Origin of the sequence: Actinomadura napierensis, from assembly GCF_039529375.1 — a bacterium.
GTDB lineage: Bacteria > Actinomycetota > Actinomycetes > Streptosporangiales > Streptosporangiaceae > Spirillospora > Spirillospora napierensis.
Map to the genome: position 1 here is coordinate 37092 of NZ_BAAAMR010000061.1, position 12529 is coordinate 49620.

At 74.1% G+C, this 12529-nt stretch carries 11 protein-coding genes and 1 pseudogene; 3 read left to right on the forward strand and 9 right to left on the reverse strand.

The genetic code is table 11. The annotated features are described in order from the left end of the window. Window position 1 precedes the first annotated feature (1 nt). Window positions 2-2185 (reverse strand): MMPL family transporter, encoded by a 2184-nt coding sequence (locus ABD296_RS29630; protein WP_344274323.1) that lies wholly within the window; start codon window positions 2183-2185, stop codon window positions 2-4. 200 nt (window positions 2186-2385) lie between these two features. On the opposite strand from ABD296_RS29630, the gene ABD296_RS29635 reads away from it, so the two are divergent. From ABD296_RS29635 to ABD296_RS29645, 3 genes are read left to right on the forward strand one after another with little or no spacing between them, the layout of a single operon-like run. Then, the gene (locus tag ABD296_RS29635) at window positions 2386-3306 is read left to right on the forward strand and encodes a zinc-binding dehydrogenase (RefSeq protein WP_344274326.1); all 921 of its coding nucleotides are present in this window, start codon (window positions 2386-2388) and stop codon (window positions 3304-3306) included. 20 nt (window positions 3307-3326) lie between these two features. Then, the gene (locus tag ABD296_RS29640; RefSeq protein WP_344274329.1) at window positions 3327-3725 is read left to right on the forward strand and encodes a nuclear transport factor 2 family protein; all 399 of its coding nucleotides are present in this window, start codon (window positions 3327-3329) and stop codon (window positions 3723-3725) included. A 49-nt stretch (window positions 3726-3774) separates the two neighbouring features. Beyond that, window positions 3775-4263, forward strand: coding sequence for a MarR family winged helix-turn-helix transcriptional regulator (locus ABD296_RS29645; RefSeq protein ID WP_344274332.1), 489 nt, complete (start codon window positions 3775-3777; stop codon window positions 4261-4263). Between the two features lie 19 nt (window positions 4264-4282). On the opposite strand, the gene ABD296_RS29650 is transcribed toward ABD296_RS29645, so the two are convergent. The 8 genes and pseudogenes from ABD296_RS29650 to ABD296_RS29685 all read right to left on the reverse strand — a co-directional run bounded on the left by ABD296_RS29650 (window position 4283) and on the right by ABD296_RS29685 (window position 11825). Further along, window positions 4283-5395, reverse strand: coding sequence for an amidase (locus ABD296_RS29650; protein ID WP_344274335.1), 1113 nt, complete (start codon window positions 5393-5395; stop codon window positions 4283-4285). Window positions 5396-5452: 57 nt separating this feature from the next. Beyond that, window positions 5453-7222, reverse strand: coding sequence for an ABC-F family ATP-binding cassette domain-containing protein (locus tag ABD296_RS29655; protein ID WP_344274338.1), 1770 nt, complete (start codon window positions 7220-7222; stop codon window positions 5453-5455). A gap of 42 nt (window positions 7223-7264) precedes the next feature. After that, on the reverse strand, window positions 7265-7537 hold the full coding sequence (locus ABD296_RS29660; protein WP_344274341.1) for a hypothetical protein: 273 nt from the start codon (window positions 7535-7537) through the stop codon (window positions 7265-7267). 96 nt (window positions 7538-7633) lie between these two features. Beyond that, window positions 7634-7777 (reverse strand): hypothetical protein, encoded by a 144-nt coding sequence (locus ABD296_RS29665; protein ID WP_344274344.1) that lies wholly within the window; start codon window positions 7775-7777, stop codon window positions 7634-7636. 128 nt (window positions 7778-7905) lie between these two features. Further along, window positions 7906-8826 carry a 4-(cytidine 5'-diphospho)-2-C-methyl-D-erythritol kinase gene (locus ABD296_RS29670; RefSeq protein ID WP_344274388.1) on the reverse strand — a complete coding sequence of 307 codons (921 nt, stop codon included), beginning with the start codon at window positions 8824-8826 and terminating at the stop codon, window positions 7906-7908. A gap of 31 nt (window positions 8827-8857) precedes the next feature. Continuing rightward, window positions 8858-9967 (reverse strand): glycoside hydrolase family 26 protein, encoded by a 1110-nt coding sequence (locus ABD296_RS29675; protein ID WP_344274347.1) that lies wholly within the window; start codon window positions 9965-9967, stop codon window positions 8858-8860. Window positions 9968-10163: 196 nt separating this feature from the next. After that, window positions 10164-11012: pseudogene (rsmA, locus tag ABD296_RS29680) on the reverse strand (16S rRNA (adenine(1518)-N(6)/adenine(1519)-N(6))-dimethyltransferase RsmA); the annotation flags it as partial. A gap of 18 nt (window positions 11013-11030) precedes the next feature. Continuing rightward, entirely contained in the window at window positions 11031-11825 is a 795-nt protein-coding gene (locus tag ABD296_RS29685) for a transglycosylase family protein (protein WP_344274350.1), read from the reverse strand. Window positions 11826-12529: the final 704 nt, after the last annotated feature.

Consider the following 12529-nt stretch of genomic DNA (forward strand, 5'->3'; position numbering starts at 1 on the left):
GTCAGCCTACTTTCGCGGGGGCGGGCGCCGGGACGGCGGTGCGTCCGGGGCGGGACGGCCACCAGTTGCGTTCGCCGAGCAGCAGCATCAGGGCGGGCAGCACCACGATGCGGATGACGAACGCGTCCACCAGCACCGCCACGGCGAGCGCGAAGCCCATCTGCTTCATCTCGATGATGTGCAGCGGGATGAAGCTGGCGAAGACGGTCACCATGACGAACGCGGCGCTGGTGACGACGCCGGCGGAGCGTCCGATGCCGTCCAGGACGGCGGTGCGGGTGGGGACGCCGCCGAGCCTGGCCTCCCGGATCCGGCTGATCACGAAGACCTGGTAGTCCATCGACAGGCCGAACAGGATCACGAACAGGAACAGCGGGACCCGGGACCCGATCGTCCCGGTGGAGGTGAAGCCGAGCAGCCCTTCGGCCCACGTCCCCTGGAACGTCAGGACGAGCAGGCCGAGCGCGGCGCCCGCCGACAGCAGGTTCAGCAGCACGCCGACCACGCCGAGGACCACGGACCGGAACGCCCACACCGTCATCGCGAACGTGACCAGCAGCAGCGACGCGATGATCAGCGGCAGCTTCTGCTTCTGGTGGTCGGGGTAGTCGGCGTAGCGGGCGACGTCGCCGGTGACGGCGACCTTGACGCCGGGCAGCCGCCCGACCGTGGCGGGCACGTAGTCGCCGCGGACGGTCTTGAGCGACGCGACCGCCGCCGGGTCGCTGACGTAGTGCGGGACGCGGAGTTCGAGCAGGCTGATCCGGCCGTCCGGGGAGGTGCGCAGTTCGGGCGTGCCGGACAGGCGCGGGTCGTTCTCCGCGCGGCGGGCGAGGTCGCGGAGCGCGCCCGCCACCTCCGCCCGGCGGGACGGGTCGGCCTTCACGACGACCTGGTGCATGGCCTTGAGGTCGGGGAACGCGGCGTTGATCCGGTCGTAGCCCTGCATCGCCGGGATGGAGCGCGGGTGGGTCTCGCGGCCCATGTCGGTGAGCTTCATGCCGAGCAGTGGCGCGGCGAGCGCGAGCATCGCCAGGACCCCGACGGCCAGCGTGACGCCGGGACGGCGGCCGGTCGGCCGCAGCAGGGCGCGGGTGAGCCGCCCGCCGCTCTCCGATCGCGTCCCGCGCACCGGCCTGCCGCGCCGGATCCGGCGTTCCCTGCGGTTCTCCGCCCACTGGCCGAGCTTGGCGAGCAGGGCGGGCAGCACCGTGAGGGAACTGAGGACGGCGACGAGCGTCACGACGATCGCGCCGGTGGCGATCGAGGAGAAGATCACGTCGTCGGCGAGGTACAGGGTGGCGCTGGAGATGGCGACGGCGAGCCCGGACACGACCACGGCCCGCCCGGACGTGGCGGCGGCGAGTTCGACAACGGCCGCCGCCGGCAGCCGTCCGCCGGACCGGGCGCGTTCCTCCCGTTCGCGCTTGAGGTAGAAGAGGGTGTAGTCGACGCCGACCGCCATGCCGATGAGCAGGATGACGTTGGTGCCGACGCCCGCGTCCGGGAAGACGTGCGAGGCGAGCATCGACAGCCCGACGGCCGCCGCGATCGAGGACAGCGCGAGCAGCATCGGCACCACGGCCAGCGACACCGAGCCGAACACGACGAGCAGCGTGACCAGCGTGACCGGCAGCGCGATCATCTCGGTGCGCGACAGGTCGCGGTCGCGCAGGTCGTCGACGCCCTTGCTGACGGACGGCCCGCCGGTCTCCTCGACCCGGAGTCCGGGATGCGCGGCCTGCACCCGGGCGGTCTGCGCGATCAGCGTCGCGACGTGCTTGTCGCCGTCCAGCTCCGCTCCCCGCATGGTGACCTCGACGCGGACGGCCGTCCCGTCGGCCGAGCCGATCGGGCTGGACACCGACTCCACGTCGGGCAGCCGCGCCATCCGGCCCGCCGCGTCGCGTGCGGCGGCGGTCGCGGCGGCCGCGTCGAGCGGGCCGGCGCCGGGCCGCGCCGTGATCAGCACCTGCTCGACCGGCTTCTGCTGGAGCCCGCCCTCGGCGGCCATCGCCTCGGCGCGTCCGGCCTCGCCGATCCGGAAGTCCGCGCTGGTCGCGGCGTGCCCGCCGACGGAGATCCCGACGCCGAGGCAGACCGCGACGAACAGGAACCAGCCGGCGATCGCCCGCCAGGGGTGCCCGGCGCTCCACCGGGCCATGCGCACAGGAAGATCTCTCATGCCGGAAATGCTCGCGTCCCGGGCCCCTCCGGCATGAGCCTCGACCGGCTGAACCTGCCGTCCACCGACCGGTGGACCTGCCGTGACAACCGTCGGTTGTCATAGCTGCTCAACAGCTGTTGGACGGGGGTATTGGCGGCACGGTCCACTGGGTCCACCGGGCCGGCGGAAGGCCGCCGGCAGGGATCTGAGGAGGGGTCGTGAAGGCACTCGTGCCGACCGGCGACGCGCGGGAGACCGTCGCGTTCGCCGATGCCGACGAGCCGGTGCCGCACGCGGACGAGGCGCTGGTGAAGGTGGCGGCGTTCTCGGTGAACCGCGGCGAGACGTTCCAGCTGGAGGGCGACCGCCCCGGCTGGCGGCCCGGCAAGGACGTGGCGGGCCTGGTCGTGCAGGCGGCGGCGGACGGGTCGGGTCCCGCGTGCGGGACGCGCGTCGTGGGGCACCCGCCGGCGGCGGGCTGGGCCGAGTACGTCGCGGTGCCGGCGTCGTCGCTGGCGGAGCTGCCCGATCGGGTTCCGGCCGAGACGGCGGCGGCGCTGCCGCTGGCGGGCCTCACCGCGCTGCGGCTGCTGCGCACCGCCGGGTCCCTGGCCGGGCGGAGGGTCCTGATCACGGGGGCGTCCGGCGGCGTCGGGCACTACGTCACCGAGCTGGCCGTGGCGGCGGGCGCGGAGGTCACCGCGGTGTCGGCGACGACCGAGCGGGGCCGGCGGCTGGCGGAGTTCGGTGCCGCGGTGGTGCCGGACGCGGCGTCCGCGCGGGGCCCGTTCGACCTGGTGCTGGAGTCGACCGGCGGCGCGCAGTTCCCGGCCGCGCTGGAGCGGCTGCGCCGCCGCGGCACGCTGATCTGGTTCGGGCAGGCGTCCCGGACCCCGGTGACGCTGGACTTCTTCCGGTTCTTCGACGGGCCGGAATCGGCCACCATCCGGCACTTCCACTACGAGGACGCCGGCACCGCGGACGCCGACGACCTGGCCGTCCTGGTCCGGCTCGTCGCCGAGGGGCGGCTGCACCCGGAGATCGGGCGGGTCGCCGACTGGGCCGAGACCGCCGCCGTCCTCACCGACCTGCGCGAACGCCGCGTGCGCGGCAACGCCGTCCTGACCATCGACCGCTGAACGCACAAGAGGAGAACGCCATGAACGCCAAGGATGTCGTCGTCCGCTACGTCCAGGCCGTCGCCGACGGGGACCTGGAGACGATCAGGGACAGCTTCGCCGAGGACGCGACCTGGACCTACCCGGGCGACCTGCCGCTCACCGGAACCTGGAAGGGCCGCGACGCGATCGTCGACGATTTCCTCGGGGCCGCGACCGGCGGCCTGTTCAAGCCGGGCACCGCGCCGGAGGTCGCGCTGGTCAACGTGATCGCCGAGGGCGACCAGGTGCTCGCCGAGTGGACGGCGAAGGGGATCACCAGGTCGGGCAAGATCTACGACAACGCGTGCGCCGGGATCTACGTCGTCCGGGACGGCAGGATCGTGTCGGTCAAGGAGTACGCCGACACCCAGCACGTCGAGCGAACCCTGTTCGGTTAGCCGGGCCCGGCCACAGGTCCCTCGACATCAAGACAGGTAGGCTTGCGGCATGGAGGACGAGGTCGACCGGCTGGTCGCGGCATGGCAGGCCGAGCGCCCGGACCTGGACGTCCGGCCGCTCCAGGTCCTCAGCCGCGTCTCCCGGCTGGCCCGCCACCTCGACCGCGCCCGCCGCGCCGTGTTCGCCGCCCACCAGGTGGAGTCGTGGGAGTTCGACGTGCTCACCGCGCTGCGCCGGGCCGGCTCCCCCTACCAGCTCAGCCCCGGGCAACTGCTGCGCGCGACGCTGGTGACCTCCGGCACGATGACCAACCGCATCGACCGGCTCGCCGCCGCGGGCCTGGTCGAGCGGCATCCCGACCCGCAGGACAAGCGCGGCGTCCAGGTCCGCCTCACCGAGGCGGGCCTGACCCGCGTGGACACCGCGTTCGCCGACCTGCTGGCGCGCGAGGAGGCCATCCTTGAAGCGCTCAGCCCCGAGCAGCACGAGACCCTGGCCGTCCTGCTGCGCACCCTCCTGATCCCCTTCGACGCCTGACCCTCATCCCCGCCGCAGGTCAGCGCAGCGCGGATTCGAGTGCGGCGGCGACGGCGCAGAGCCGCTCCTCGCCGCCCGCCGGTCCGATGAGCTGGACGGACGCGGGCAGATGCGAGCCGGGCAGCGGGACGGGCAGCGCGAACGCCGGCAGCCCCGCCACGTTCACCGGGCCGGTCAGCATCGTCAGCAGCAGGTCGTCGTCGCCGTCCGGCGGCTCCGGCGCGACCCCGGCCAGCACCGGCAGCGCGAGCACCCCGTGCCGGGCGAGCAGCTCGTCGAACTCCGCCCTGAGCGTCTTCCGCACGTCCTCCGCCCACGACCGGCGGCCGGACGCGGCCTCCTTCAGCACGGTCAGCCGCCGGTGCATCCGCTCGCTGATCTTCGACGGGTCGCCGAGCAGGTGCCCGTTCTGCGCGTGCGCCTCCTCGCCGACGAACACGCCGTTGGCGAGCGCCGCGTCCTGGAAGTGCTCGCAGGTCGCATCGGTGATCGGGCCGAGGAGGCGGAGCGCGCCGTCCACGGCCGCGTCGATCGCGGGGTCCACGTTCGGGACGCGCAGCCGCCCGACCGGCAGGTCCGGGTCGTAGGCGTCCGGGGTGAAACCGGGCTCGATCAGCCGCATGCCGGTGACGACGGCGGCGACGTCGCGGCCCATCGGCCCGACCGTGTCGAGCGTCGGCGACAGCGGGTAGACGCCGTCCAGCGGGACGCGCCCGTTCGTGGTCTTCAGCGACGCGATGCCGCAGCACGCCGCCGGGATCCGCACGGACCCGGCGGTGTCGGTGCCGAACGCGACGTCGGCCTCCCCGGACGCCACCGCCACCGCCGACCCGCTGGACGACCCGCCCGGCACCCGCGCCGGGTCCAGCGGGTTCACCGGCGTCCCGGACCAGGGGTTGACGCCGTCGGCGGCCAGGCAGAACTCGGTGAGGTTGGCCTTGCCGGCGATGCGGGCGCCCTGCGCGCGGGCGGACGCGACGACGGCCGCGTCCACCGCCGCCGGCCCGGCGCGCTCGGCCACCGCCCGGCTGCCCGCCGTGGTGGGCAGCCCGGCCACGTCGATGGCGTCCTTCACCGCGAGCCGCGGCCCGTCCCCCGGCGCATCGTCGATCTTCACGATCCAAGTCGTCATTGGTGGATCATGACGATTCCGGACGGCGAGCACCAGGGTTTCCGCCGATGTCCGGACCTAGTCGACGTCCTCGGCGAGCATCAGCCACTCCTCCTCGACCCGGGCCGCCTCCGCCTGGATCTCCTTCAGCTTCCCGTCCAGCTCCTGGAGCTTGACGAAGTCGGTGGCGTGCGCGGCGAGCTTCTCGTGCAGCTCCGCCTCCTGCCCGGACAGCCTCTCCAGGCGGCGCTCCAGCCGGTCCAGCTCCTTGCGGGCCTTCCAGTCCTGCCCGCCCTTCGGCTTCGGCGGCGCGGCGGCGGGCGCCTCCTGCGCGTGCACCTGGGCCGTCCGGGTGCGGGCCGTGCCGGCGGCGCGGCGCTCCAGGTACTCGTCGACGCCGCCCGGCAGCATCGACACCCGCCCGTCGCCGAGCAGCGCCACCACGTGGTCGGTGATGCGCTCCAGGAAGTACCGGTCGTGGCTGACGACGACGAGGGTGCCGGGCCAGCCGTCCAGCAGGTCCTCGACCTCGGTGAGCGTCTCGATGTCGAGGTCGTTGGTCGGCTCGTCCAGCAGCAGCACGTTCGGCTCGCGCATCAGCAGCCGCAGCAGCTGCAGGCGGCGCCGCTCGCCGCCCGACAGGTCGCCGACCGGCGTCCACTGCCGGTCGCCGACGAACCCGAGCCGCTCCAGCAGCTGGCTCGCCGTCCAGTCGCGCTTGCCGACCGTGATGCGGCGGCGGATCTCCTCCACCGACTCCAGGACGCGGCGCTCCGGGTCGAGCTCCTCCAGGTTCTGCGACAGGTGCGCGAGCTGGACGGTCTTGCCCCGCACCACCTTGCCCGACACCGGCTCCACCGAGCCGTCCAGCAGCCGCAGCAGCGTGCTCTTCCCGCTGCCGTTGACGCCGACCAGCCCGACCCGGTCGCCGGGGCCGAGCCGCCACGTCATCCGCTCGAAGATCTCCTGCCCGCCGACCCGCACGCCGACGTCCTCGACGTCGTACACGGTCTTGCCGAGCCGCGCGGTCGCGAACGTCGTCAGCTCCACCGAGTCGCGCAGCGGCGGCTCGTCGGCGATCAGCGCCTGCGCCGCGTCCACCCGGAACTTCGGCTTGGACGTGCGGGCCTGCGGGCCGCGCCGCAGCCACGCCAGCTCCTTGCGCAGCAGGTTCTGCCGCTTGGTCTCCGTCGCCGCCGCGATCCGGGACCGCTCCGCCTTCGCCAGCACGTAGGCGGAGTACCCGCCCTCGTAGCGCTCGACGGAACCGTCCACGACCTCCCACGTCCGCTCGGTCACCTCGTCGAGGAACCAGCGGTCGTGCGTGACGACCAGCAGCGCGACCCGGCGGCCCTTCAGGTGCCGGGCCAGCCACGCGATCGCCTCGATGTCGAGGTGGTTGGTCGGCTCGTCCAGCATCAGCAGGTCGGACTCGGGGACGAGCAGCCGCGCCAGCGCGATCCGGCGCCGCTCCCCGCCCGACATCCCGGCCAGCGGCGCGTCCAGGTCGACGTCGGCGAGCAGCCCGGCGAGGACCTCGCGGGCGCGGGTGTCGCCCGCCCACTCGTGCTCGGCGCGGTCCCCCAGCACCACCGACCGGACCGTCGCGCCCTCCGCGAACACGTCCCGCTGCGTCAGGTACCCGAGCCGCAGGCCGCGCGTGTGCGTGACGCGGCCCTCGTCCGGCTCGACCTCGCGCGCCAGGACCTGCACCAGCGTGCTCTTGCCGCCGCCGTTGCGGCCGACGACGCCGATCCGGTCGCCCTCGTCGAGCCCGAGGGAGACGGCGTCCAGCAGCGGCTTCGGCCCGTACGCCTTGACGACGTTCTCAACGTTGATCAGATTCACGACGCCGTCCAGCCTATTGCCCCGCGCGCCCTGCCCGGACGGTCAGCCCTGAGGCGGCGCCGGCGGCCCGGGCGGGCCCTGCCGGCCGTACGGGTCGGGCTGGCCCGGCTGGCCCGGCTGGCCCGGCTGGCCGTACGGGCCGGGCTGCGCCGGCCGGCCGTACGGCGGCTGCGGCGGGTACGGGGCGCCGGGCGGCCGGTACGCCGTCGAACCCGCGGCGCGCTTCCGGGAGCTCGCGACGGCGGCCACGACGATCACCGCGACCAGGGCGGCGACGACGAGGAGGACCAGGACGATCAGCAGGAGGGCGACCATGCGGGTTCCTGACTTCGGGGGACGCTGCACTTCGGGGAACGCTGCGGCGCCGGGCGCGCACGGACGCGCGTGGCCCGCCGTGGCGCCCGCCTGGCATCAGCGTAGCGGCGGGCGCCGGGCGGAGATCACCGCGTCCGGGGCGTCGCGGCGGATCGCCCGGTCGCGGCGCACCGCCCGCACCGCGAGCGTCGCCACCATCGCGACCGCCACCAGCGCCAGCAGCCCCGTCAGATACGTCATCGCTCCACCTCGTCGGGAATCGGCGTCACCGATCAAGACGCCCGCGGAGCGCCGGGAGTTCGCTTGTGTGCCGAGAGCACACAGTGATCGGATCGGAACGCTGCGACGAGACCGGACGGCGGCGGCGCTCAGAGCACCGCGGCGCCGGGCACCGGGCCCTGCGCCCGGACGATCTGCTCGGCGACCCCCGCGCCGTCCAGCGCCACCGCGAGGTCGGCGGCGTCCTCGTCGCTCTCGGCGAGGAACGCGCAGGTCGGGCCGGATCCCGACACCAGCGCGCCGATCGCGCCGAGGTCGCGGCCGGCGTTCAGGGTGCGGGCCAGCGACGGCCGCAGCCGCAGCGCGGCGGGCTGCAGGTCGTTGGCGAGCGCGGCGCCGAGCGCCTTGGCGTCGCCGGTCGCCAGGGCCGTCATGAGGTCCTCCGCGACCGTGGGCCGGGGGGCGCTCTCCCCCGCGGCCTCGCGCAGCCGGTCGCACTCGGCGTAGACGCGGGGCGTGGACAGGCCGCCGTCGGCGGTCGCGAACACCCAGTGGAACGTCCCGCGGGTGAGAGCCGGGGTGAGCCGCTCGCCCCGCCCGACGCCGATGGCGGTGCCGCCGAGCAGCGCGAACGGCACGTCGCTGCCGAGGTCGGCGGCCATCTCCAGCAGGTCGCCGCGGGCCAGCGCCGGCCGCTCCCGGTCGTCCCACAGCCGGGTGCAGGCGACCAGCGCCGCCGCCGCGTCCGCGCTGCCGCCCGCCATGCCGCCGGCGACCGGGATCGCCTTGCGGATCCGCAGCCGCACCAGCGGCTCGACGCCGAGCCGGGCCGCGACCATGACCGCCGCCCGCGCCGCCAGGTTGCCGGCGTCGGTCGGGACGCGGCCGATCGCCACCCGCGAGTACGGCGCGGCCTCGACCGCGAGTTCCAGGCCGTCGGCCGACTCCGCGGTCACCTCGTCGAACAGCGACACGGCGTGGAACACGTTCACGAGATCGTGGTAGCCGTCCTCCCGGATCGGCCCGACGCCGAGCTGGAGGTTGACCTTGGCAGGGACGCGTACCCTCACTGCGCTCACGTCCAGAACCCTAAGGCAGGGATCAGCCTCCGCTCGTCACCGGGAGGTTGCGGGGATTGAAGTAGGGCGCGGTCGCCATCTCCCGCAGCGCCGACACCGCGTGCGTGTCGCCCGTCACCGCGTAGGCGCGCCGCTCGTCGCGGGGGCCGTCGGCCTGCTCGTCCGAGTCGAAGTACACCACGGCCTTGACCTGCGGGTCCTCCAGGGTCCTGGTGGCGGCCCGCAGCCATTCGGCGCGGCGCTGCCCGTAGGACTTCGGCACCCCGAACTCGGCGATCATGATGGGCTTGTGCCGGCCGCGGGCCCACTGCATGAACAGCTTCAGCGTCTCCGACAGGTCCCGGTACTCGTAGTCGGCGCCCGGCGGCGCGTCCGCGCAGATCCAGTCGACCTGGTCGTCGCCGGGGTAGTAGGCGCCGGCGTTGGGCGCGCCGAACCCGCGGGCGCTCGGGCACCACACCCAGGCCACGTTGTCGACGTTCTCCGCGGTGAAGATCTGCCGCAGGTGCTTCCACGCGGCGACGAAGTCCGCCGGTGAGTGCGTCCGGTCCTTCAGCGACGACCGGTCCATGTCGCGGGACCAGCGCAGGAACACCGGCTTGCCGGTCGCCTTGATCGCCTTGGCGCGGGCGCGGATCATCGCGTCGTACTTGCCCTGCACGATCTCCTTGGTGTCGGCGCCCGCCCAGGTCAGCAGCAGGTACCGGTTGCCGCCGACGACCGAGGAGTCCAGGCCCGCGGGGAAGTCGGACTTCCAGCCCCGGTAGCTCTGCACGATGTCCAGCTGCCGGCCCATGTCGCGTTCGAACGCGGCGACGGGCGCCATGCCCGGCTTGCCGGCGTCCTTCCCGGTGGGCGTGCTTGTCGGGGTGCCCGTCGGGGTGCCGGACGCGCTGTCCTCCGGGGTACCGGACGCGGTCTTCGACGCCCCCGCCGAGGGCGACTTCGTGGCCGCGCCCCCCACCTCGGGCGGCACCCACGCGCCGAAGTAGGCGCCCTTCGCCGGCGGGGTCGGGGCGATGCCCGCCCGCGCGGTCGTCGTTATCTTCGGAGCCGCGCCCGCGCCGTCACTGCAGCCCGCCGCCACCGTCGCGACCAGCCCGCCCGCCGCCACCAGCGCCGTCGCCGCCACCGGCAGCCGGGCCCTGCGCGCCGCGCCGGGCCGGAGGGCGCGCGCCGTCCAAACCCGCCTGGTCCCCGCCCGCGCCGTCCGCGAACGCGCCTTCACCATCGTCCTCCGACTCTCGCGTTTTCATCGCGCCGGTGCCGGCGTCCATCGCGCCGGTGCCGGCGGTACCGGCGTTCCGCGCGCCGTCCCCCACGTCTGAAGGACCATACTCGGCAATACGGGCGAAGGCGGCCACGTCCAGCGCTTCGCCCCGGGCCCGTGGATCGACGTCCGCCGCCCGCAGCGCCCGTTCCGCCTCCGCCGCCGAGCCGGCCCAGCCCGCCAGCGCCGCCCGCAGCGTCTTGCGGCGCTGCGCGAACGCCGCGTCGACCACGGCGAACACCTGCTCGCGGGACGCGGCGGAGGGCGGCGGGTCGCTGCGGGTGAACGCCACCAGCCCGGAATCGACGTTCGGCGCCGGCCAGAACACCGCGCGCCCCACCGCACCGGCACGGCGGGCCTCCCCGTACCAGGCGAGCTTCACCGACGGCACCCCGTAGATCTTGCTCCCGGGCGCCGCGACCATCCGGTCGGCGACCTCCGCCTGCACCATGACCAGCGCGGACCGCAGCGACGGCAGCGCCGCCAGCAGGTTCAGCACGACCGGCACCGCGACGTTGTAGGGCAGGTTCGCCACCAGCGCGGTCGGCACCGGGCCCGGCACCCGTGTGATCTTCATCGCGTCGGCGCGGACGACCTCCAGCCGGCCCGCCAGCTCCGGCTCCCGCGCGGCCACCGTCGCGGGCAGCTCCGCCGCCAGCACCGGGTCGATCTCCACCGCGACGACACGGCCCGCCTCCGGCAGCAGCGCCAGCGTCAGCGACCCCAGTCCCGGCCCGACCTCGATGACCACGTCGTCCGGCCCCAGGCCCGCGGCCCGCACGATCCGCCGGACGGTGTTGGCGTCGATGACGAAGTTCTGCCCGAGCGTCTTGGTCGGCCTGATGCCCAGCCGTCCCGCCAGCTCCCGCACGTCCGCCGGCCCGAGCAGCCCCCGTCTCTCCCCCATGAGAACAAGTGTGGCAGGTCAGGAGAACAGGAACTTCCCGCATACCGGCCACTGCCCCTGCCAGCGCCCGTTCACCCGGTTGTAGAGCAGCTGCGCCCGGTAGGTCTGCTCCGCCGCGCTCGCGTCCGACGGCCTGCCCGTCCCGCCGACCGACGCCCACGACGACATCGAGAACTGGTACAGCCCGTAGTAACCGGACGGGTTCACCGCCTTCGGATTGCCGTGCGACTCGCAGTTGGCGAGCCCGCTCCAGTTCAGCCTGGCCGCCGCACCGGTGGCCGCCGCCTTCGGGCCGACCGCCAGGATCCGCGCGACGGCCTTGCGCTTCACCTTCTGCGCGATGACCGCCTTGACCTTCTTGCCCTTCCGCCGGACGTAGGCCACCTGCACGACCTTGATGCCCGTGCGGCCCTTGCGCAGCTCCTTCTCCGACCACGGCGGCACCGACGAGCTCTTCTTCCTGATCGTCGGTGCGGGCACGCTCACCGTCTTGGTGACCGGCTTCGACAGCAGCCGCAGCACCTTGACCGTGCCCCCGGCAGGCTGCTCGCGCGCGGGCTTCACCAGGTCGTAGCGGCCGAGCCGGATCCCGGCCTGGTCCAGCACCTGCTGGACGGTCGTCCCCGTGGTCATCGTGGTCGTCTTCTTCTTGTCCACGACGATGACGACCTTGCGCGGCGCCGGGGCGCTCGTCCGCGGCGCGTCCGCCACCCGGACGGTCGACTCCGGCTTCGGCGATCCGCCGCCTCCGCACGCCGTCGCCAGCAGGACCGTCACGGCCAGGGCAGCAGAAGCCGCAGGGGCTCGACGCACCGTTCCTCCAGGGGGGCCGAGCGGGCTCGGGGGTGCCCGCCGGTCAACTCGCGCGCTCGCGCGACGGCCGATCGATAGCGTCAGACCCTAGAGCGGAACGCCCGTCCCCCGCCACCTCAACGCCCACAGCGGTCTCCCCGCCCCCTCGGGTAAGAAGAAGCGAACCCGAACGGCCATATTCACAGAGTCATCATCTGACTACTGTTAGTAATCGAGAGTCCGCCCGCAAGAGAAGGGAGCCCACGCCGACCGCGGGAGTCCAGGGCGCGGAAACCCGCGAAGAGGCAAGGGGGCCGGTGCGGACGGCCAGAGCCCGGCCGTCCGCACCCGGCTCATTGCTTTGTCCTTGGCGGTCGGGCCCTGGGGGCCCTCCCTTCGGCGGACAAAGCGGCGATCGCTGCATCGCTCCGACTCGCCCTGGGGGCTCGCTGCGCGATCAAGTTCTCGCAAGCTCGAACTTGGCTTCGCACGCGATCGCAACGCTCAGGCCACCACCCCCTCGGCTTAAGGACGATCACCTTCCCCCCGCCCCGTGGCCCGCCCCAACGGCCCACGACCGCCTCCCCTCCGCGCCCACCGCCTGCCGCCCGCGCGTACCCAGCCCCGTCCGACCGTGGCCGCGCATGAGTGCCTCCGCCCGCGGATGACCCTCTCGCCCCTGCGCGCATGCGCCGCCCGCCCATCTGGCCGCCTCACGTCTGCGC